The 19300-nt window shown below is 61.8% G+C and carries 18 protein-coding genes, 1 tRNA gene and 1 riboswitch; of the genes, 4 read left to right on the top strand and 15 right to left on the bottom strand.

Annotated elements, in window-relative coordinates:
* Positions 1–51: 51 nt before the first annotated feature.
* Positions 52–194: riboswitch (FMN riboswitch) on the bottom strand.
* A 123-nt stretch (positions 195–317) separates the two neighbouring features.
* From G7068_RS07935 to G7068_RS16715, 7 genes are all read right to left on the bottom strand, one after another.
* A complete protein-coding gene (locus tag G7068_RS07935) occupies positions 318–1022 on the bottom strand; it encodes a DUF1345 domain-containing protein (protein WP_244304786.1) in 705 nt (234 codons plus the stop codon).
* A gap of 17 nt (positions 1023–1039) precedes the next feature.
* The gene (locus G7068_RS07930) at positions 1040–3175 is read right to left on the bottom strand and encodes a bifunctional lysylphosphatidylglycerol flippase/synthetase MprF (RefSeq protein WP_166290911.1); all 2136 of its coding nucleotides are present in this window, start codon (positions 3173–3175) and stop codon (positions 1040–1042) included.
* 166 nt (positions 3176–3341) lie between these two features.
* Positions 3342–4352, bottom strand: coding sequence for a tryptophan--tRNA ligase (gene trpS, locus G7068_RS07925; protein WP_166290909.1), 1011 nt, complete (start codon positions 4350–4352; stop codon positions 3342–3344).
* Positions 4353–4385: 33 nt separating this feature from the next.
* Complete coding sequence (locus G7068_RS07920; protein ID WP_166290907.1) at positions 4386–5243, bottom strand: exodeoxyribonuclease III; 858 nt, start codon at positions 5241–5243, stop codon at positions 4386–4388.
* Between the two features lie 46 nt (positions 5244–5289).
* A complete protein-coding gene (locus G7068_RS07915; RefSeq protein ID WP_166290905.1) occupies positions 5290–6168 on the bottom strand; it encodes an exodeoxyribonuclease III in 879 nt (292 codons plus the stop codon).
* Positions 6169–6192: 24 nt separating this feature from the next.
* Entirely contained in the window at positions 6193–6492 is a 300-nt protein-coding gene (locus G7068_RS07910; protein ID WP_166290903.1) for a DUF7882 family protein, read from the bottom strand.
* A 17-nt stretch (positions 6493–6509) separates the two neighbouring features.
* Complete coding sequence (locus G7068_RS16715; protein ID WP_244304785.1) at positions 6510–6839, bottom strand: DUF7882 family protein; 330 nt, start codon at positions 6837–6839, stop codon at positions 6510–6512.
* Between the two features lie 141 nt (positions 6840–6980).
* On the opposite strand from G7068_RS16715, the gene G7068_RS07905 reads away from it, so the two are divergent.
* The 4 genes from G7068_RS07905 to G7068_RS07890 all read left to right on the top strand — a co-directional run bounded on the left by G7068_RS07905 (position 6981) and on the right by G7068_RS07890 (position 9339).
* Positions 6981–8252 (top strand): LCP family protein, encoded by a 1272-nt coding sequence (locus G7068_RS07905; RefSeq protein ID WP_166290880.1) that lies wholly within the window; start codon positions 6981–6983, stop codon positions 8250–8252.
* A gap of 66 nt (positions 8253–8318) precedes the next feature.
* A tRNA-Ser gene (locus G7068_RS07900) sits at positions 8319–8409 on the top strand.
* A 104-nt stretch (positions 8410–8513) separates the two neighbouring features.
* Positions 8514–8885 (top strand): hypothetical protein, encoded by a 372-nt coding sequence (locus tag G7068_RS07895; protein WP_166290878.1) that lies wholly within the window; start codon positions 8514–8516, stop codon positions 8883–8885.
* A gap of 52 nt (positions 8886–8937) precedes the next feature.
* Positions 8938–9339, top strand: coding sequence for a hypothetical protein (locus tag G7068_RS07890; protein WP_166290876.1), 402 nt, complete (start codon positions 8938–8940; stop codon positions 9337–9339).
* 284 nt (positions 9340–9623) lie between these two features.
* On the opposite strand, the gene G7068_RS07885 is transcribed toward G7068_RS07890, so the two are convergent.
* The 8 genes from G7068_RS07885 to G7068_RS07850 all read right to left on the bottom strand — a co-directional run bounded on the left by G7068_RS07885 (position 9624) and on the right by G7068_RS07850 (position 19220).
* Entirely contained in the window at positions 9624–12224 is a 2601-nt protein-coding gene (locus G7068_RS07885; protein ID WP_166290874.1) for a LuxR family transcriptional regulator, read from the bottom strand.
* A 481-nt stretch (positions 12225–12705) separates the two neighbouring features.
* Positions 12706–14496 (bottom strand): sensor histidine kinase, encoded by a 1791-nt coding sequence (locus G7068_RS07880; RefSeq protein WP_244304784.1) that lies wholly within the window; start codon positions 14494–14496, stop codon positions 12706–12708.
* Positions 14493–14840 carry a response regulator gene (locus tag G7068_RS07875; protein ID WP_166290872.1) on the bottom strand — a complete coding sequence of 116 codons (348 nt, stop codon included), beginning with the start codon at positions 14838–14840 and terminating at the stop codon, positions 14493–14495. The genes G7068_RS07880 and G7068_RS07875 overlap by 4 nt, the downstream gene beginning before the upstream one ends.
* Positions 14837–14998 (bottom strand): hypothetical protein, encoded by a 162-nt coding sequence (locus tag G7068_RS07870; RefSeq protein WP_166290870.1) that lies wholly within the window; start codon positions 14996–14998, stop codon positions 14837–14839. The genes G7068_RS07875 and G7068_RS07870 overlap by 4 nt, the downstream gene beginning before the upstream one ends.
* Positions 14995–16482 carry a glycosyltransferase family 2 protein gene (locus G7068_RS07865; RefSeq protein ID WP_166290868.1) on the bottom strand — a complete coding sequence of 496 codons (1488 nt, stop codon included), beginning with the start codon at positions 16480–16482 and terminating at the stop codon, positions 14995–14997. The genes G7068_RS07870 and G7068_RS07865 overlap by 4 nt, the downstream gene beginning before the upstream one ends.
* Positions 16475–17191 carry a PHP domain-containing protein gene (locus tag G7068_RS07860; RefSeq protein WP_166290866.1) on the bottom strand — a complete coding sequence of 239 codons (717 nt, stop codon included), beginning with the start codon at positions 17189–17191 and terminating at the stop codon, positions 16475–16477. Before G7068_RS07860 ends, G7068_RS07865 begins: the two co-directional genes overlap by 8 nt.
* Positions 17188–18177 carry an ATP-grasp domain-containing protein gene (locus tag G7068_RS07855; RefSeq protein ID WP_166290864.1) on the bottom strand — a complete coding sequence of 330 codons (990 nt, stop codon included), beginning with the start codon at positions 18175–18177 and terminating at the stop codon, positions 17188–17190. The genes G7068_RS07860 and G7068_RS07855 overlap by 4 nt, the downstream gene beginning before the upstream one ends.
* Positions 18177–19220, bottom strand: coding sequence for a response regulator (locus G7068_RS07850; protein WP_166290862.1), 1044 nt, complete (start codon positions 19218–19220; stop codon positions 18177–18179). The genes G7068_RS07855 and G7068_RS07850 overlap by 1 nt, the downstream gene beginning before the upstream one ends.
* Between the last annotated feature and the right edge of the window lie 80 nt (positions 19221–19300).

Here is a 19300-nt window from a genome sequence, read left to right as displayed (position 1 = left end):
TTTGCGCGTGCCGGGTGCAGGGTTCGCAAAACAACTGGTGCGTTCACCAACCCTGCGTTCCTCACATCCGGACTAGACCCGCCTCAAGCGAGCCATCACCGTCGGTACCGGAGTTTCACCGGTTCAACCTCGCGGAAGCGAGGGTCGCGGACTTTGACCGCCGGTTCGGATTCTCACCGACCCCGGAACACGCTTCCCACTGTAGCCGGTACGCGGCGGGTGTGGGGATCGTTCGCTGAGTGCGTAACGGGGAATAATCCCCCTGTCATTCTGCGGGAGCTTGCGAGTCGCAGGATCTCACCCTCGACAAAAGTCGGTCAGCTAAACAGCTCAGCAAAGAGGTGCCCGTCGGCGATCACCTTGATCACCAGGCCGATAATAAGCGCGTTGAAGAAAAACGCGAGTGTGGTGTGCCACACGATGGTCCAGCGCATGCGAGAGCTGGTGACCTTCACGTCAGACACCGCAAAGGTCGTGGCGTTCGTGAAGGCCAGGTACACGAAGTCGACAAGCCGCGGTTCGGGGGTGCCCGGAAATGACAGCGGCGGATCCTGCGCGCGGTGATAGCGCGAGAAATAGATGCGGGCGTAGCCCCAGTTGAACATGGCCCACGACAGCATCATTGCCCAGATGGCTGCGAACTCCTGCACCGGGTTCTGCGTCTCCATACCGATGCTGGTGATAAGTTCGAGCGCAACGCTGAGACCAATAATGCTGGCGCCAAAGGTGATGATGGTCGAGAGAAACCGCGTGAGCGGGTGCCCAACAAGCACGCGTGTCGACGCGGGATCCGGTTGCTCCAGGCGCACAAGAATGTTGAGGCTCAGGATCGTCGCTCCGAGATAGACCGTCGCGAAGAGGCACCAAGCGACCAGGCGAACGGTTTCGCCCTCTCCGTCGGGGCCCCACATGATCTCGGCGCCCATGTAGACCAGCAGCAGCTGCATTGCGAGACCAACGATCTCGCCCCCGGTGCTGAGCACGGCCCCGATGCGAGAGGGCCGCTTGAGTTGCGTATCCATTCCGTCAGCTTATGCAGCTACGAAGCTGATCGGGAGACGGAGGTAGCTGACGCAACCAGGTCACGCAGCGAGGCATCGGGCAGGTAGGCGCGGGTGAGCGCGATGCCGATCCGCGGTAGGTCTCCCTCGTCACGGAACAGCAGGTACATCGGTTCGGATCGCGGATTGAACTTTTGCTTAAACCTGTGCAGCGACTTGAAACCGTAGAGTGGCTCGATCATGCCGCCGAGCTGTTCGAGAACCTGATCCACGGGTCCCGCCTCGACCCCCTCGGGCCGCACCAGCGGTGCGCCGGAGAGCGACACGAACTCGTAGCCCTCCTCCGCGAAGAACTGCGCTGACGAGGCGATCAAGAACTCCATGACCGGCCCAAAACCGCCGTCGCGGCGTCGCATGAGGTCGAGGGTCCAGCCGGTGATTTTTCCATCACCCGCGTAGACGGGCAGCCACGAGGTGACACCGTGCAGGCTGCCCTCGTCGTCGAACGCGAGGCCAACATAGACCTCCGGGTCGAGTGCCTCCTCGACGGTGCCGAGCGTAAAGCGCATCTCGGGCAGGCCCTTGTCTCCCGTCCACTGCTCAGAAATGGCGCGCACCTGCGCGAGGGTGCTCCACGGCTCGTCCGCAAGACGGGCCATGCGAAACGTGATCCCCTCGCGCCCGGCCTTATTGATCGAGGTGCGCACCGCGTTCCAAGACTTGCCCTTGAATTCGAGACCGGGCAGATCCACGATCGTGTCCTCGGCAACCACCACTGCGCGCCAGCCCTTTGGCTTCGCTTGCTCGCTGACGCCGTTTGCAGAGAACGCGCACGGGATCAGCCCGGCCTGCTGAGTCACCCTGGTGAACTCTGCGAACGCCTCACTCTGACCACCGGCGGGTGTGATCGGATCCCCGAGCATAATCGCGACGCCCGCGTGCGCCTGATAGCCGATGACACCCTCACCGACCGCCATGTAGCGGTTTGCGGGCCAGCTCAGCATCCACGAGATGGTGCCACCCCCAAAGCGCCTGACGCGATCCACTGTCTGCTCGGGGGTGAGTGTCTCAGCCTTGAGCTTGCGGCGCGAGTGGCGCAGGGTCACTCGGAACGCACCGCGGCCGACGATGATGAAGATCATGATCGCCACCCAGAACACCGCGGGGGCGATAAAGATGCCCAGCACTTCCTCGGGGGAGTCGATTGCACCGGCGTCAACGAGAAGCGGCACGATCGCAACACCGAGGGCCGCCGTCAGTACGTTGTAGGAACCGATGATGAGGGCGCCGATCCAAGCGATCCGGTAGCCGTGTCGCACTCCGTTGGCGATCAGCAGAATCACCACGACGTCGATCGCAACGTCAACAAACGAGGCAACCGGGTGGTTCTGGCCGAGCGGGCCGTCAAATGGCACAACAAGATCGAGCACCTGGATCACACCGATCGCGATGAGGCCCGCAAAGCCGATCAGGCGCCACTCGCGCTCGCTCGGCCTGCCCGCTGGGTGCCGGAACGCAGGGAGCCATCCGCTGGCGACGAGCCCGACGGCCATCGCGACCGCGTGCTCCAGGTCGTAGATGCGGCCGAGGTAGAGCACCGAGATGATGGTCCACACGAGAATAATGACGCGTCCACGCAGTCGCCACGGAGCCGGAAGGGTCGCGATGGCAAAAACGAGCGCAAAGAACGCACCGCAGGAGGGGCCAACGTCGTACGCCTCTGAGAGTCGTATCGCCCAGGGCCAACCCGTCGGCACGATCAGGGCGACGATGCCCGCGGCCCCCAGAATGCCGACGATGTGACCGACCACAAACAATCCGAGGGTGCGCAGCCAACCGAACTGCCACTCGGCCCAGCCGACACCGCCGATGACCAGTGGCGCGAGGATAAGGTAGCCGACGGGATGGTCGACAAAAAACGGTGAGGTCAGGATCGTCCACCAGCGCCCCTCGGCGAACGAGGGTAGACCAGTGGCGACGTCCTGGAACCAGGGCTTATCCGCGGCTGGAGAGAGCAGCGTGCCGGTCGTGATGCCGACCGCGAGAAGAGCGACGACGAGTGTGATCGTGAACGGTGTGCGCCTTACCACGGTGAGGGCGCGGTTGGGGGAGCGAGGCGGATCCTCACGCCCCTGCGGTGCGGTCTGCTCTGGGCTGGCGACAACGTCAGTCATGGTCCCCAGTGTAGGGATTGCCGCTTTCCGCGGCTATCCCTTGCGCTTTGCGTGCTCCCTCTTGCAGGCGCCTCCAAACGGGTGTAGCCATATTGCTAGTTGAGCCGCGCCCAACTAGCAATATGGCTACACCCGATTTAAACGGAGAGGGGGAGAGGGAGAAAGACTACCCGTGCAGCAGGCCGAGCGCCTCGTAGGCACTGGCAAGCGTGCGGCTGGCGACCTCGTTCGCGCGCTCTGCCGCACCCGCGAGGATGCGGTCAAGCTCGGCCGGATCCGCGAGCAGCTCTTCGGTGCGGGTACGCACCGGTGCGAAGGTCTCCTCGACGACCTCTGCGAGACCCTTCTTGAGGTCACCGTAGCCGCGGCCCTCGAACTCGGTTTCGAGCGACTCGAGCGAGCGCTCCGTCAGCACCGAATAGATGGTGAGCAGGTTTGAGACACCGGGCTTCGCCTCGCGGTCGAAGCGAATCGACGCATCGTCGTCGGTTACCGCGCGCATGATCTTCTTTTTGGTCACGTTTGCGGGATCGAGCACCTTGATCAGCCCGGCCTCGGTCTCGGCCGACTTCGACATCTTCGAGGTGGGATCCTGCAGATCGTAGATCTTTGCGGTGCCCTTCTGAATCTGCGCCTCCGGCACGACAAAGGTGTCGCCGAAGCGCGAGTTGAAGCGAGCCGCGAGGTCGCGGGTCAGCTCGACGTGCTGGCGCTGATCTTCACCAACCGGCACAACGTTGGTCTGGTAGAGCAGAATGTCGGCGGCCATCAGGATCGGGTATGTGAAGAGCCCAACCGAAGCGGAGTCGGTGCCAGCGCGCTGCGACTTGTCCTTGAACTGTGTCATGCGGCTGGCCTCGCCGAAGCCGGTCATGGTGTTTAGCACCCAGGCGAGCTCAGCGTGTGCTGGCACGTGGGACTGCACAAACAGCGTCGACTTGGCGGGGTCGATGCCGGCAGCAATGTACTGCGCGGCGGTCGCACGGGTGCGGGCTGCGAGCTCCTTCGGATCCTGCGGCACCGTGATCGCGTGCAGGTTTACGACGCAGAAGTACGCGTCGAAGTCTTCTTGCATCTGCGTCCACTGCGACAGTGCGCCGATGTAGTTGCCGAGGTGGAGGGAGTCGCTTGAGGGCTGCATGCCCGAAAAAATGACGGGTTTAGCGGGGGCATTCATGGTTTAAGAGAGGTGCTTTCGAGAAAGGATGAATTACGCGGTGTAGTCGACGATCACGGGAGCGTGATCTGACCAGCGTGTGTCGTATGAGGGGTAACGCGCGACGCGGTAGTCGGCGACGTGCTCGGCGAGTGCCGGGGTGACAACCTGGTAGTCGATACGCCAACCGGTGTCGTTGTCGAAGGCCTGGCCGCGGTTTGACCACCAGGTGTAGGGGCCGTCGACCTCACCGGCAAAACGGCGGCCCACGTCGACCCAGCCGTGACCAACACCCTCGGAACCGTCAACACCGGTGACGGTCTCGCCGCGCGGTCCGAAGAAGCGGTCAAAGTAAGCACGCTCGCGCGGCAGGAAGCCGCTGCGCTTGACGTTGCCCTTCCAGTTCTTAATGTCGAACTCGCGGTGGCCCACGTTGAAGTCGCCGACGATGGCGACGTAGTCGCGCTCCTCGGCAAGTTCGTCCATGCGCACGCCCATCGCGTCGAGAAAGGCCCACTTGGCCTCCTGGCGCGGTGTATCAACCTCGCCCGAGTGGGTGTAGTTGCTGATCACCGTGAACGGCTTGCCACCGAGCTCGAAGTCGGCCTCAAGCCAGCGGCCGGAAGACTGGATCTGCTCCTGCGCGTCGAGAGCACCGAGCCCTACGCGGTGCGCGGTCGCGGGCACGCGGCTCGCGATCGCAACGCCAGCGCGACCCTTGATCTCGCAGGGATCGTGCAGCACGTGCCACTCGTCGCCGAGCAGTTCTGCGATGTGGGAGTCGTCGGCACGCACCTCCTGCAGCGCGAGCACATCGACCCCGCTCGTGGCGAGCCAGTCGCCCATGCCCTTGCGGTACGCAGCACGAATGCCGTTGACGTTCACGGACGCTACACGAAGTGTTTCAGCCATGCGTCCCATCCTAGTTCCGCGGCGGCGATCCCGTGCCAAAGAACGACTAAAACACCATCGGGCGGTCGTACTCGTCTTCAAACGTGTCGCTCAGCAGTGTTGGATCAACGTCGCACACCACCGGAACGTGGTCGCTGGGGGCATCACCCTTGCGCTCGTCGCGGTCGATCGAGGCGCCGGTCACGACATCGGCGAACGCGCGCGATCCCATGATGAAGTCGATGCGCATGCCCTCGTTTTTCGGGAAGCGCCCTGCCTTGTAGTCCCAGAATGTGTAGCCCTCGGGAGCAATCGGCCGTACGACGTCTTCAACAACCGGCGCGAACGACTCAAACATGGCGCGCTCAACCGGCGATACATGGGTTGACTGTCCCACGACAAAACTCGGATCGCCCATGTCGCCATCAAGTGGGGCGATATTCCAGTCGCCCATCAGGGCAAGCGGCAGCTCGGGATCCTCGGCCAACCACGCCTCAGCGTTTCCACGGAGTGCTTCGAGCCAGCGCAGTTTGTATTCGAGGTGAGGATCGTCGAGCCCGCGCCCGTTGGGTACGTAGAGGCTCCACAAGCGAAGGTCACCGACGGTCACACCGAGTGCCCGCGCCTCGAGTGGCAAGCCATTCGGCCCCTCGCCCTGAACTTCTTCCTGCCCCTTGATGGGCTTGCCGAAGCCCGGCATGCCCTCAAAGCCGCGCGAAACGTCGGTCATCTCGTGGCGGCTCGCAAATGCGACCCCGTTCCACTGGTTCAGACCGTGAATCTCGAGCTGGTAGCCCGCCTGCTCAAACGCCTCGATCGGAAACTGATCCGGGCGGCACTTGATCTCTTGCATGGCGAGCACGTCGACGTCGTTGCGAACGAGCCAGTCGACCACGCGGCCATAGCGGGTGCGGATCGAATTGACGTTCCAGGTGGCGATACGCATACGAGCAAGCCTAGCTCGCGGCGGCTAGCTGCTGGAACCCGGCGCGCGCTCCGGCAGCAGCTTGAGGCCACCCGGGCTGTTTGCGGTCGCCGCGAGCGCTTCGATCCAACCCCGATTGATTTCGTGTGCGTCAACTGAGTCGAACTCAAACTGCAGCGACAGACCCGGGTGCATCCAGATGCTGCGCTGCGCCCCGGCATCATTCCAGGTGAAAGCGAAGCTCTCTTGGAGAACAAGTTTGCCAAGGATTACTGACCTGAGGTGGGCGAGGGCGCGATCTTCAAAGAGAAAAACCTGATTCGAGCTGTAATGGAGGAAGCCCATGTTGTATTGCCTTTCCGCTATTCTGCGGTGTGGCTCTGAGCGTAGGCTTCCGCCTCGCGTTCAGAGATGACGACGAGCCCGCGAGGGGTGTGAGAGAGTTCACCAAGTACACGGAGCCAAACGTCACTCAGTTCTGGCGCCTTACTGCCGGCGAAACGAAATGTCAGTGGGATGTTGGGGGACATCCACAAAGACACGCGGCCGCTTCCTCGGTCAGCTGGGTTGGACCAGCTGAGAAAGAAGCATTCCTGTCGCCGTAGTTTCAGGCTGATAGCCACCTTGAGGTGCGCAAGGACGCGGTCGTCGAACTCATACTCGGCTGATGTGCCGTACGCAAGATAGCCCATAAGCACTATCGTGGCATAAAATCAAGCTGAGAAGAAGAACTCAGACAGGACTCTCCAAGGGCCTACCCAGACCCCTCGGGTAGATTTGGACGTTGCGAACGAGTGCGGCGCCTGTCGCGCGTAACGTGTGAGGATTTCTGGATGGCTAAAAAGGACGCTGAGGCTGTAAAGCCGGTAATTGTGCGCCACGGCAAATTGCGCCGCTCAAATGCGTGGAGCAATGCCCTCAGGATCCTGCTGACGACGACTCTGGTCGTGGCACTCAGCGGAGTTGCAACCATCGCCTATGCCGTGTGGGGAACCCTCGGGCAGGCAAAGACCGTCGACATTGGCTCGGGCCCCGAGATTGTTGGCGCGAATGCCGAGTCGCTCGACGGCGCGGTCACGATTCTTCTTGTGGGTTCTGACTCACGCCAGGGGCAAAGCTGGAACGACGGCAACGAGGGTGAGCTCAACGATGTCACGCTGATGCTGCACATCTCGGCGGATCACAAAAACGCCACTGTCGTCAGCTTCCCGCGTGACCTCATGCTGCCGATCCCGAGCTGCCCCAATCCTGACGGGGGAGACTACCCCGCGATGAGCGAGCAACAGCTCAACAGCACACTCTCTTACGGCGGACTGCCCTGCACCGTGCTCACCATTGAGGCGCTTACGGGCATGGACATCAACTACGCAGGCCTCATCACCTTTGACGGTGTCGTTGGGGTTTCCAACGCGCTCGGTGGTGTCGATGTTTGCCTGGCGAACCCGATCTGGGATCCCGATGCAGACCTGAGCCTCAACGCCGGTAACAACACCCTCAAGGGGATGGAAGCGCTGCAGTTCTTGCGCACCCGTCACGGCGTTGGTGACGGTGGCGACACCAGCCGCATCAGCAACCAGCAGATCTTCATGTCGTCGCTCGTGCGAAAGCTGAAAAATGCTGACACGCTTTCTGACCCGGTGAAGGTCTTCTCGCTCGCGAAGGCTGCTGTGACAAACATGACGCTGTCCAAGAACATGCAGAGCGTCGATTTCATGCTTGCCATGGCACGCACCGTGAAAGATATTGATCTGGATCGCGTGAACTTCGTGCAGTATCCGGCAACAGACCACCCGTACCAAGAGGGGCGCCTCACGCCGAACCGAGTTTCTGCGGAGGCCTTGTTCGACGTGATCAAGAGCGGTCAGCCCTTCGACCTCACTGGTGTCGGACAGGGTGTCGCGATCGACGGTGTTGATTCGTCGGGTACGAACGCCACAGCGGATCCAGCAACTCCGGATGCCACCGAGACGCCGACGCCGACTCCAACGCCGACCGATGGGACCACTCCAACCCCCAACGCGAATGGCAAGGTCGAACTGCCGTCTGACATTACGGGCGTGCGCCCCGATCAGAACATTTGCTCGCTCGGACGAACCGTTTACTGATTCTCCCGCGTCCGATTTCCTGCTCGCGGGATCATCCGGTTAGAATGGGTGACGCTGTTCATTTATGGAGACGTGCCAGAGCGGCCGAATGGACTTCACTGCTAATGAAGGGTCGGGGTTAACTCGACCGGGGGTTCAAATCCCCCCGTCTCCGCCAGTTGAACAGCACAAAACCCCCGAGCTTCGCAAGAAGCTCGGGGGTTTTGGTTTTCTGTGAGGGCATGAGTGAGGCACTGAAGTCTGTCGTGCTACCTTCGAACGATGCCCGCCGATAGCCACACAGAGCTCAACACTGAGCGCGAAGAGCCTGGCAAACGCGGGCCGAATTTCTTTGGCCTCGCCGGGCTGATCTGCCTCCTGTCAGGGCTGATCTTCGGGTACCTCCTGGATCAGCCCTACATTGACGAGCTACGGTCGTGGGCGGGCCTGCCGGCACTGATCGGCTACTCTGGCGGGGTCGTGTTGGCGGTCGTGTCGCTCCTCCGCCGTGAACCGCGCGGGCCGGCGATCGCCACGCTCATCATCGCCGGAGCGCTCCTGCTGCTGCTCGCCATCTCCTCGGCACTTTTGTGGTGGGTGTTTTCGAGCCAACCGCCCTGTGAGGGCGGCCCGTTCTGCTTTAACCCTGCATAGAGCGGGGGCGGGCTGGGTAAGGGCGCAGGCGTCGCGGGCTTAGCATTAGTCCATGCCTCAGCCCCGGATCAGCGCCCTCGATCTTGCAGACGTACTGGTCTACCTGGTGGTGCTCGGCACCTTCACCCAGCTCTTCCCGGCCGTCATCAGCGAGACGTTTCTGGCATCCCTGCTGACAGCGATCATTCTCAAGCTCGTGCTTGAGGCGGTTGTCTGGGCGAAGACCAAGATCGTCGGCAGGATCAGGGCCGCGGAGACTGTGCGGGTGCGTGTGCTGGCCGGGGGCAGTTTCTTTATCGTGGCCGCTGGCAGCAAAGCACTCATCCTCTGGCTGATCGACGTGCTGCTGGGGGATTCGGTCTACCTGGGTGGGTTCTTCGCCGTCACGCTGCTGGTGGTCACCCTGATGGCGGCGCGTGCCGCGTTGAGGGCACTCCTCAAACAACGAAGCTAGAGAATGATGTGGCGGCCTCAGCGCGTCTTTGACCGCGAGGCCGCCACAAATTGGAGGGGCCTGGGGAGAGGCGCAACCTCCAGCGGAAGTGAGCTCCGAGAGACCAAATTACGTCTGGGGAGACCGGCTACTCGGAAATGCACTCATTCGTCTAGAAAAATGGGCGCTCATCCTCCGCTGCCTTCAAGTCTGGCATCGGAAATTTATTACGCTAGCTCTTCTGGCCAAGATCAGTGTTAAAACGCGCAATTGCAGTAGTGATTCCGTGTATCTCAGAGTAGAAATTAGATAATTGCGCTACTCAGGAAGACTCCGAGTGAGTGTCGGTTCGGAACACTGAGCTTTCGCATGACCCGATGCATGTGGCTTTCGACGGTGCGAACGCTAATGACAAGCTGCGAAGCGATCTCCTGATTACTGAGACCAGAAGCCGCCAAACGGGCGACCTCGCGTTCGCGCTCGGAAAGAGCCGCGTTGGTTGTGCTGAAGCGTGCGTTCTCAAGGGGTACGTCGCCAGCGCGTGAGCGGATAAGTGTCTCAAGCTTGTGAGCTGTGCGCTGCAGCTTGGCCTTGTTGGACTCGCCGAACCAGTGCGAGGCCTGCTGAGTGGCCGAGATCGCGAGGCCCAAACGGCCCGCGTGCTCAAGCTCCGTTGCGCTGACCAGCATCGCCTCTGCATCCTTGGCGAACAGAGCTCTCAAGTAGTTGCCGTGGGCTTTTGCGCCCTCAAGCTCGGGAACCTGCGCGAGGTACTCCCCGACCTTTTCCATGCGATCAGGCCGAAGGTTCAGTTCAAGGGCAACAAGAAGTCCGATAACGCCCGCGAAACGGGCCCCCCTGTTCCAGAGGCTCATCGAGGAGTTCCACAGCAGGTCAGCCGCTTCAGACGGTTTGCCGCGGAGAAACAGCACCTGCGAACGCGCCCAGGCGGTCGTCTGGCCGGGAAACGCGCCGTCGACGAAGTGCTCCCGCTCCGCCTCCGCCGCGTAGCGCTCGCCGAGGGAAACCTGCCCCTTCCTGCACGCCGATATTGCTGAGACCGAGAACATCGAAATACGTCGTCCAGGGGGAAGTAGTAACGGGTCGCCAACTGCGAGCACGGTATCGAAGAGTTCCTCCGCCGCCGTGTAGTTTCCAGCGTAGAGGTGGGCGAAAAGGATCGCGCCGCCAAAGGTTCGGTAGGCGTTCATGTCGAAGCTTGAGCGGGCCTTCTCGAGACCCGAGGTGAGCAGTCGCATCGCTTCTGCAGAATGCCCCTCATTGAGCAAGATGAGGCTGAGGAGGTAGGCGGGCTCAACTCGCTCGCTGCGAGGATCCAGTCTCTCAATTGCCGCGTACACTCGGAGGGCATCGCCAAACCTACCACCCGCTGTGAGCAGCAGCATCTGCGTTTCAAACAGCGCCAGCTGCACGCGGACGGGGAGGTCGGGAGTGCTCTGAATGGTTGCGGGTATCTCTGCCGGGGTGTGGCGCATGTGCGTCAGGATCCTGGCTTCCGCAGCGTAGGCCATGGGCGAATAGCTTCCCAGTGCTGCTGCCGATTCGTTCAGCAGCGTAAGAGCAGATTCCAGATCCTTTTTGACGTAAGCCAGCCATTCTGCATGGAGGACCAACAGGTCTGCGCGGCTCTCGGCGTCACCGAAGCTCTCGTTTGTGTCGACTAGAACCCGGTCCACCGTCTCCGCAACGTCTGCGGAATGGGTTTGGGCAAGCGCCGTAATGTAATCAACCGCGTTCGCGGGAGAGGGCTGGGCGATCCACGCGGCCTCCGTGATGAGCCGCCTCGTTCGCGATCGCTCTCGCGCGAGGCCAACAAATATGGTGTCCTGATCGGCCGGATCTGCTGCGCGGGGTGCGTTCTCCGACAGCATTACTGACGCCGAGTCTGCGGCACTGAGATTGGTCGTAATGAGTTCGGTAAGCCTGACTCGTCTGGCGGTGGCTGTGGCGTGACGAAAGTACTCAACAAGAAGCGGCGGGACGACCGTAACCAGATTGTGCGGAGACCCGGGGGCAAAGGCGATCAGGCCGTCTTCTTCAAGCGCCTCAAGCGTGTCCCACTCAACGAGCTGGCGGACAGCACCGAGGTCGGTCGAACCCATGACGGCGATGAGTTCAAGCGCGTCTCGGGCTTCCGGGCGAAGGTGCTCTAAGTGCGATTCCATGAGTCCTCTGAGGGAGGGGCTCCACAACTCCTTGTCGCCGACCCACATGCCTTCCCCGTGCTGAACGAGCCGGTGTTCCCTGACGGCAGCATCAACCAGCGCAATGCTCAGCCCAACGTTGCCGCCCGACTTAGCGTAAATACGACTCATCGTGTTGGTGTCGATCGCGGCGTTCAAATAGTTAGCCAGCGCCGTTTCAAGGTCGTCGTAACGAAGCGGGGTGAGCTCAATGAGGTAGGCGGGTTCGCAGATGGTTCCCGGCAGCGCACTGAGTGCGTGACGAGAAGCGCGACCGAACACGCGAGTGGTCACCACCGGGACTCCAGAGGCCTGCCGCGCGGCTTCGATGACACCCCAGGATGATTCGTCGAGATCGCCCCAATCATCTACGAGGATTGCCGTTAACGAGCGATCAGTGAGCCGAGTGAGGCCCATCGCTGTCTCATGGAGCCGAGAGGAATTGCGACCATTGGTTCCAGATCCCACGACTCCCGCGAGGTGGAGTGCGGCGAGGGGATGAGATTGCAGCGACGCGATGCCCCGCACCTGGATAACATTCCAACCTGATTCCCGGAGTCGCTTTGCAAGCTCGCTGACGAACGCGGTGCGTCCGCTGCCGCGTGCTCCAACGATTTCAACGCTCCGCTTGGCCTGGATGAGGTCAAACGCCGTTGTGAGCGCGTTTCTGCGGCCTTCAAGGTCAGTAGGTTCCGGGGTCATAGGCCTCCGTGGTTTTGGGCAAAACGGTTCTCGTGTGGAGATCGTGGGTCACGTGAATGAGCGTTTGTGGCCAGCGTTACCGTTGCCACCGATAAGAATGTGGTTTGTCGTTCGAGAGCCTAATCAGGATTCTCCGCCGGTGGAGTTCTGTGGGCACGGTTCAGTATGGAGGCGGCACTGAGTTCGGTAATTTTGACCGAAACTTTAGTGAATTTACGGCCGCTTTCAGTATGAAAATGCCAACTACGCACTGGTAGGAAAGGAACACGCACCACGCAGCGCATATATTGCCTCCGTAAAGCTGTGTCAACCCCTTACAGCGGCTTTTGATTCCGTGCACAATAGTCATCACGGGGAGAAACCGGAAGAAGGGGGACGCACAGTCCCGGTGGAAACGCTTCGAGCGAGACAGCCGGGAAGGTGGGGTCCAGGCCGGAACCAAGTGGGGGACTTGGTTCCGGCCTAATTATGTTTTACGGGCCTAATCGTTTGTAGCGCTTGTGGACGCGGCCTCGGGCTTTGGCGCGAGTGGGAGCGACATGCGGAACTCGGTTCCCTCGCCGACCACGCTCGTAAAGTCCATGGTTCCTCCGTGCGCAATGACGATGGCCTTGGTGATGGTGAGTCCGAGTCCAACCCCGGGCACCGCGTTCCTGGTAGCCGTTGAGGCGCGGAAGAACCGGTTGTAGAGCATGCCCTGCTCGTCCTTCGGGATCCCAAGCCCCGTGTCTCGAACGTAGAGCACAACCTCGCCAGGCCTCACGTCAACCCCCGCGGTCACCTGGCCATCTCGAGGGGTGAACTTGATGGCGTTCGAGAGCAGATTGTCGAGCGCCTGGCCCATCCGCCTTGGGTCGACGAGCATCATGACCGGTTCTTCCGGGAGCTCCGCTGCAAGCACGATGCCCTCGCGCTGAGCATGCGGGGTTGCCGAGCGCACGGCTGATCGAACCGAGTCGCAAATGTCGATGCTTTGTGGTTCAAGCGGGAAACGCCCCGACTCGACCTGCGCGGTGAAGAGCAGGTCCCCGACGAGAGCGAGGAGGCGCTGTGCATTGCGCTCAATAATGCTCACGAACTCGTTTTGTTCGGCAGTGAGGGGTGTCTCCGGGTCGTTACGCAGCAGGTCGATGAACCCGATAATGGCACTGAGTGGTGTTCTGAGCTCGTGGGAGATCATCCCTACGAACTCATCCTTCATGCGCGCCACCTCTACCGCGCGCGTCTCATCCGTGACCACGAGCAGGTATCCGCGCTGCTCACCGGTGCCGGTTTTACGCGGGGTGACGGTGACTCGAGCGGGTACGGTCGATCCGCCCGCGGTGGCGATCTCGATGTCGTCCGCAACTGTCGTGTCGGTGTCCGCGCGCGCAAACAGTGCCTGTATTCCCGCGGGCATGTCTGCCGGGGCGAAAGGGTGCTCAATGTCCGGGTGCTGATCCGCGAGCATTGTGAGCACGGAGGAGGGGAAGAACCGATCGATCCGTACGCTGTCGAGCGCCTCCGCAGAGCTCAGCCCGAGCATGCGCTCTGCACCGGGGTTCCAGGCCTCGATGGTGCCGCGGCAGTCCGTTGCGATGACAGCCTGCGCTGTGATCGACGACCACAGGCTCTCGAACGAGTCGAGAAGGGTGCGGTACTGCTGCTCGCTCGTTCGCAGTTGGGCGATCATCTCAAAGTTTTCGGCGAGCGCTTTGGTTCGCTCGCTTACCAGTTTCTCGGCCTGTTCCGCGCGACGGCGCTGCTGGCGTGACAGCACGTTCACGATGGCCGCTGCCGCTGCGTAGACAACGGGCGTGATGACTCCTCGCAGCCAGTCCGCGTGGGTGGAGGGCGGATCGAAAAAGTAGGGCATCAGGATGATGAGCGAGGTCATCCCGAGGATCACAAAGACGTAGCGAATGCCCGGCGCCATCGCGAGCCAGACCACGGGTATGAGCACCAGCGATCCAAATATCGACAGACCCGCACCGGTGCCGGCGCGCAGCATGCCAAAACCGATGATGTCGAGGATCGGAATGACGAACACGAGAACGCCGTCAAGCTGATGCCGCCAACTCAGGATTCCTGCGTATGCCGTTGCGGCAAAAATGACGGCGCCAGCCCAGAGTGTCGTCGCGAGGCTGGTGATTGGCAGATCCGGCACCGCAAAGGTGAGGACGAGCGCAATTGCCATCGCGATCGTGTTGGGGAGCTGTTTGACGAGTGGTGTGGCGCGCGAGAAGGCGCGGTACCAACGATCTTCGACGGTGCTGTCTCCCGCTGCGGTCACGGAGCGAGCCCCTCGAGTAGCTTTCGCAGATCAGCGCCCGTAATCGGCTTTGGCAGGGCCGCGTCAGCTGCGGGGTAGTCTGCCGCGTCGAGAACGGAACTGACGATGATGAAGCAATCGGGAAACCGCTCCCGCACGAGACGGGCGCACTCCGTGCCACTCATTCCAGGCAGGCGAAGGTCGAGTATCGCAACGCGCGGCTCGATATTCACAAACGCGGCCACGGCCACCTCTGCGTTGGGAGCGCTGAAGACCTCGTACCCCTGACGCTCGAGGAGGTGCCGCAGCAGCGCAGACTGATCGTCGCTGTCTTCGACAACAAGGGCGAGCGGGCGGGCATTCATCGCAGCACCAGCTCACGCACGATGGCGATGGCGGCGACAACGGCAAACGCCAGCAAGGCCTGCGGGATCAGCCACAGCTCTTTGCGAGCGTCGCGAGTGATCTCGTCGCGAGTGATCTCGTCTGTGCCATGTTTCGCCTGTGAGGATTGTTCGTTCATGAGACGACCCTTCCCACTTTCTCGGTCTTCACCCAGGAGGCGTCGGCGCGGCGCCATTCCTTTATGTATGAGTCAACTGTAATCGCGCACAGCAGTGATCCGTATCCGAAAAAGTAAATGAGTAATCCCGTGAAGAATCGCCCGCCCGGCAAACGCTCAACGAGGCGCGCAACCCAGGCGCCCAGCATTGAGACGGGACCCCACAGGTAGAGCAGGATCGTAAAGGCAAACCGGCTCTGCTCTGAGGTGTTTCCGAAGAGATCTGTCATCGCAAGACCGGAGGTTCTCGGGAAAATCGCAATGGCCATCACGAGCATGGCACCCACCCCGGGAAACAGCAGCGCCTCTCGCCAAGACCTGAGGCCGTGCGCGGGATCCAACTGCACAGAAAACACCATCGAAAAGATGTAGGTGCAGGCTGCGACGATCCAGGTGAAGCGGAAGGCCACCTCGTCGATGTTGGTATCCATGAGGAGCAGCGCGAGCAGGGAGAACGACGCGAGCAACATCCAGGCTGGCAGCAGCAGGATGCTGAACCAGCTCAGACCAAACGGAATGCTGCCGAGGTGATGGGTGCGGCTTGGTCGAAACCACAGCCGCTTGTAGATCGAAGTCAGCTGCACGTTGCCGCGCGCCCAGCGGAGGCGCTGTTTCCACAGCGCATCCAAAGAGCGGGGTTCTTCCGCGTACACCTTCGCGTGCGGCTCGAACACCATGCGGCGGCCCTTGAGTTGGCTCTCGAAGGTTGTCATCGTGTCTTCGGCGAGTGTGCCGGTTGGGATCCTGCCACCGATTGCCTCGAGGTTCGCGCGTGAGTGCAGTTGCGCTCCACCAGCGAGGCACGCGATTGCGCCGAGCACGTTCTGCGCGCGACGCGATGCGAGCTGGGCGATGATGTACTCCACACCGATAAACCGGGTGAGGTAGTTGCGATCCTCACTCCCCTCGGCGATGTAGGCGGTTACGGCGCCGACCCGCTCGTCCGCAAGGTGTCGGGTCATCTTGCGGAGTGAGTCACGCGCGAAAATGACGTCGGCATCCATGATGAGGATGGCTTCCGCCCACGGCTCCGCGAGCACTCGTGAGATGCCGTGGTTCAGCGTGTGCGCTTTGCCCTCGCCGCCGACGTCGCGGCGCAGATGAAACACGCGGCCGGGGTGCTCGGCGGCCTTACCGAGCACAACGGCGGGGGTGTCATCGGTCGACGCGTCGTCCACCACGTAAATACGCAGACGCTCAGGCGGGTACCCCAGGGTTAGAAGCCGATCAATCGAGGCCCCGATCACAAGCGCCTCGTTCCAGGCGGGCACGATCACCGCGACGTTCGGAAAGTAGGGTGCCGCATGGCGATAGTGATTCTTTACGGCGTGAAACGGCAGCACCAAAAACTGGAGCGCGGTATTCAACACCGGTGTTGTGCCGAGAAAGACGCACACCAGCAGAAAGATGATGAGCACTACCTGTGGCCAGTTCGAGTCACCCATGCGCGCTCACAGCCTCCAGCATCTCGGGCACGCGGCGGTAGCGACCAACGTCTTCCGCGCGGTGGCTGTCGGTTGAGGCGACGAGGGTGGCTCCGGATCGCCGCAGCGCTGCAAGCGTCGCGGGCTCCGGGCAGCCCCACTTCTCATTGACCTCAACAAAGGTATCGGTGGCCGCGGCGGTCTCTGCCCACAGTTGGAGGCGCTCGCCGCCGAGCTGAGCCTCGCTGAGGCCAACCTTCGGGAGGATTGAGAAGCAGTGCGCGAGTTGATTGCCCGGGTGGCGTTGCATCGCTTGGACCAGCGAGGTGACCAGGTCGTCGAGTGCATCTTCGACTGACCAGCCCGCTGCGAGTCGCTCGGTGACCGTGCTCGGTGAGAGGGGACCCTCGCTGCTTGGGAACTGGTGGTCAGCGATCAGAATCCGGTCGATCCCGGCTGGCAACGCGGGCAGGTCTAGCGCTCCAGAAACATCGAGCACCTTGGTTTCCACTCCGGTGAGCACCGTCAACCCGTCAGGGATCTGCAGCGCGTGTACCGCCGCGAGGTACTCCGGCACCCAGTCGGTGCTGCTGCGAACGTGATCGACGAGCCGCACGGTATCAAGACCGGCAGCCACCGCTGCGGCAACATTTTCTTGGAGCGTTGAGACCGCGTCATCAGAAAAGGTTGAGTGGACGTGATGGTCACCGCGCAGAATCGCAGCGGTCATAACTCGTCCTGGTGCCCCGCATGGGCTGACTCCAGCACCTCGTCGACCTCGATGATGACGTCTTCGAGAAACCTCACGGTCGCGATCTCCGCGAACGGCACATTCGCGGGAATGGCCTTGCCGAGAAACAGGTCGACCACGAGCGAGGGAATATCGACCCCGGCTGCAATGGTGAGGGGGAGTGCGCCAGGAAACCGAGGGTTCACTTCGAGCAGCATCGGGCGGCCCGCGCGGTCCCGTCGCAGCTGCACATTTGCCACTCCGACAAGCCCGATGGCCTCAGCAACAGCCGCCGCCGTCTCTTGGAGCTCGGGATCGTGCAGTGTGCGGCCAGCGATCGCAACACCCGAATCGACCCGTGCGCGGGTGCGAGGTACCGCCGCGACCACGCTGCCAGAGGCGTCGGCGATCACATCGACCGAGTACTCCTCACCCGGCAGCAAATCTTGCACAATCAGGCCCTCATCAAGCGGCAGCGCCTCGAGCGCCGCGCGATCCTGAACCATACGAATCCCGCGGCTGCCCGCACCCTGGCGGGGCTTCGCAAACGCGGGGAATTCCCAATCGACAGCGAGCGCGTCGGGCCCCGCGAGCACCGTGCGGGGAGCGCGTCCTGTGGCCGCGCAGCGTTCCGCGAGCGCAAGCTTGTCGAGCGATACCTGCAGGGTCTCGGCAGATGGTGCTGCCAATATCGCCGGTGCGAGTTCGTCGCGGCGGTCAACCACGGCGAGCAACTCAACGTCGACCGTCGAGATGACGAGGTCTAGTTGATCCTCTGCGACCAAACGGCTGAGGGCGGGCACAAAATCGTCATCACGGCCGGGCGGCACGAGCCTGCGCTGCTCAGCGGGCACCAGGTACAAGCCACTTGCCCACCCGTCCATGTCAGCCGCAAACACGGTGAGGTCGGATCGCTTGAGGAGCGATCGAATCACTGCAACTCCCGCTGGCCCGCCAGCGCCTGTAACCAGTACGCGAGTGGTCATTAACTCTCCTGTCGAAGGTGTTCGCGGGTTCGAGCAAGCTCTGAGCTTTCCCGAACCACCTCAAGTGGTTCTACCGCTGTGCCGCCGCCGAATCGGGTCCAGTAGCGTGCGGTCGCCGTGACAAAGTCGGGGGCAAGATAGTCGCGGCTCAGCACCTGCGACTCGTAGCACTTCAGCAACTCGAGCTTTTCGTCTAAAAACTGCTCGATGCGAATAAAGCGCGTTGGCCGGTAGTCGATCGTCGCCGAAGGGCTTTGGTAGCAGGCGACCGTGCCGATCTTGCGGGTCGCGACGATTGTTGCCTCGCTCACTGCCCGGTGATCCTGGTGCCGATCATGGCCGGAGTGCGTGTAAACGATCGTCGGCTGCACCTCTTGCACAACCTCTTCGATCAGCCGAACCGTTGCGCCTCCGCTAGAGATCTCGGTGTCGATCAGATCCTTCAGGAACAGCCTGGCCCCCAGCAGTTCGGCTGCCGCGAGCGATTCACCCTGTCGATCGTTTGCATTGCCGCCACGATCGCCCCGAGACATCGTGAGGATCGTGATGTTGTCACCCGCGTGGGCGTGCGCGGCGAGAATTCCACCGGCGCCGATCTCCACATCGTCAGGGTGAGCGCCAATTGCAAGCACGGTTTCGGGGGTGCGCTGAGCGGATCTGCGGCCTCGGCCCTCGATTGCGAGCCGTTTGACCGTTTCGATAAGGCGAGCGTTGTCGAGGGGTTTGGTCAGAAACTCGTCTGCCTGCGCGCGCAGTGCCGATACCGCGTAGTCGACCGAGACGTGCGCGGTCATCACGATGATGGGAACGCCGGGAATCTTCTCCCGTAACTGTTCGACGAGTTCCAGGCCGTTGAGGCCTGGCATTTCAATGTCGGTCACCACAACATCCGGTTGCGAAGCAACCGCGCGTTCTATCGCGGTGATCCCGTCCGCCGCGACCTCGACCGTGCACCCGGCACGACGCTCAAGGAGCGTCTTGACGAGAAGTGCAACATCTGGATCGTCATCTACAACCAGTACGTGAGGAACTGATAGTGGCATGCCCCCTCCTTCACTATCCTCTTGCGATTATTGCACAGAGGGGATTTCGGTGTTTGAAAGGTTTCATTCACTGCCTTCGC

Source organism: Leucobacter viscericola, assembly GCF_011299575.1.
Lineage (GTDB): Bacteria > Actinomycetota > Actinomycetes > Actinomycetales > Microbacteriaceae > Leucobacter > Leucobacter viscericola.
This window is presented reverse-complemented; position numbering and strand designations above follow the sequence as displayed.

Coding starts and splice junctions, on each gene's coding strand:
- G7068_RS07935 (WP_244304786.1), bottom strand. CDS start 1,022: ATGGATACGCAACTCAAGCGGCCCTCTCGCATCGGGGCCGTGCTCAGC.
- G7068_RS07930 (WP_166290911.1), bottom strand. CDS start 3,175: ATGACTGACGTTGTCGCCAGCCCAGAGCAGACCGCACCGCAGGGGCGT.
- trpS (WP_166290909.1), bottom strand. CDS start 4,352: ATGAATGCCCCCGCTAAACCCGTCATTTTTTCGGGCATGCAGCCCTCA.
- G7068_RS07920 (WP_166290907.1), bottom strand. CDS start 5,243: ATGGCTGAAACACTTCGTGTAGCGTCCGTGAACGTCAACGGCATTCGT.
- G7068_RS07915 (WP_166290905.1), bottom strand. CDS start 6,168: ATGCGTATCGCCACCTGGAACGTCAATTCGATCCGCACCCGCTATGGC.
- G7068_RS07910 (WP_166290903.1), bottom strand. CDS start 6,492: ATGGGCTTCCTCCATTACAGCTCGAATCAGGTTTTTCTCTTTGAAGAT.
- G7068_RS16715 (WP_244304785.1), bottom strand. CDS start 6,839: ATGGGCTATCTTGCGTACGGCACATCAGCCGAGTATGAGTTCGACGAC.
- G7068_RS07905 (WP_166290880.1), top strand. CDS start 6,981: ATGGCTAAAAAGGACGCTGAGGCTGTAAAGCCGGTAATTGTGCGCCAC.
- G7068_RS07895 (WP_166290878.1), top strand. CDS start 8,514: ATGCCCGCCGATAGCCACACAGAGCTCAACACTGAGCGCGAAGAGCCT.
- G7068_RS07890 (WP_166290876.1), top strand. CDS start 8,938: ATGCCTCAGCCCCGGATCAGCGCCCTCGATCTTGCAGACGTACTGGTC.
- G7068_RS07885 (WP_166290874.1), bottom strand. CDS start 12,224: ATGACCCCGGAACCTACTGACCTTGAAGGCCGCAGAAACGCGCTCACA.
- G7068_RS07875 (WP_166290872.1), bottom strand. CDS start 14,840: ATGAATGCCCGCCCGCTCGCCCTTGTTGTCGAAGACAGCGACGATCAG.
- G7068_RS07870 (WP_166290870.1), bottom strand. CDS start 14,998: ATGAACGAACAATCCTCACAGGCGAAACATGGCACAGACGAGATCACT.
- G7068_RS07865 (WP_166290868.1), bottom strand. CDS start 16,482: ATGGGTGACTCGAACTGGCCACAGGTAGTGCTCATCATCTTTCTGCTG.
- G7068_RS07860 (WP_166290866.1), bottom strand. CDS start 17,191: ATGACCGCTGCGATTCTGCGCGGTGACCATCACGTCCACTCAACCTTT.
- G7068_RS07855 (WP_166290864.1), bottom strand. CDS start 18,177: ATGACCACTCGCGTACTGGTTACAGGCGCTGGCGGGCCAGCGGGAGTT.
- G7068_RS07850 (WP_166290862.1), bottom strand. CDS start 19,220: ATGCCACTATCAGTTCCTCACGTACTGGTTGTAGATGACGATCCAGAT.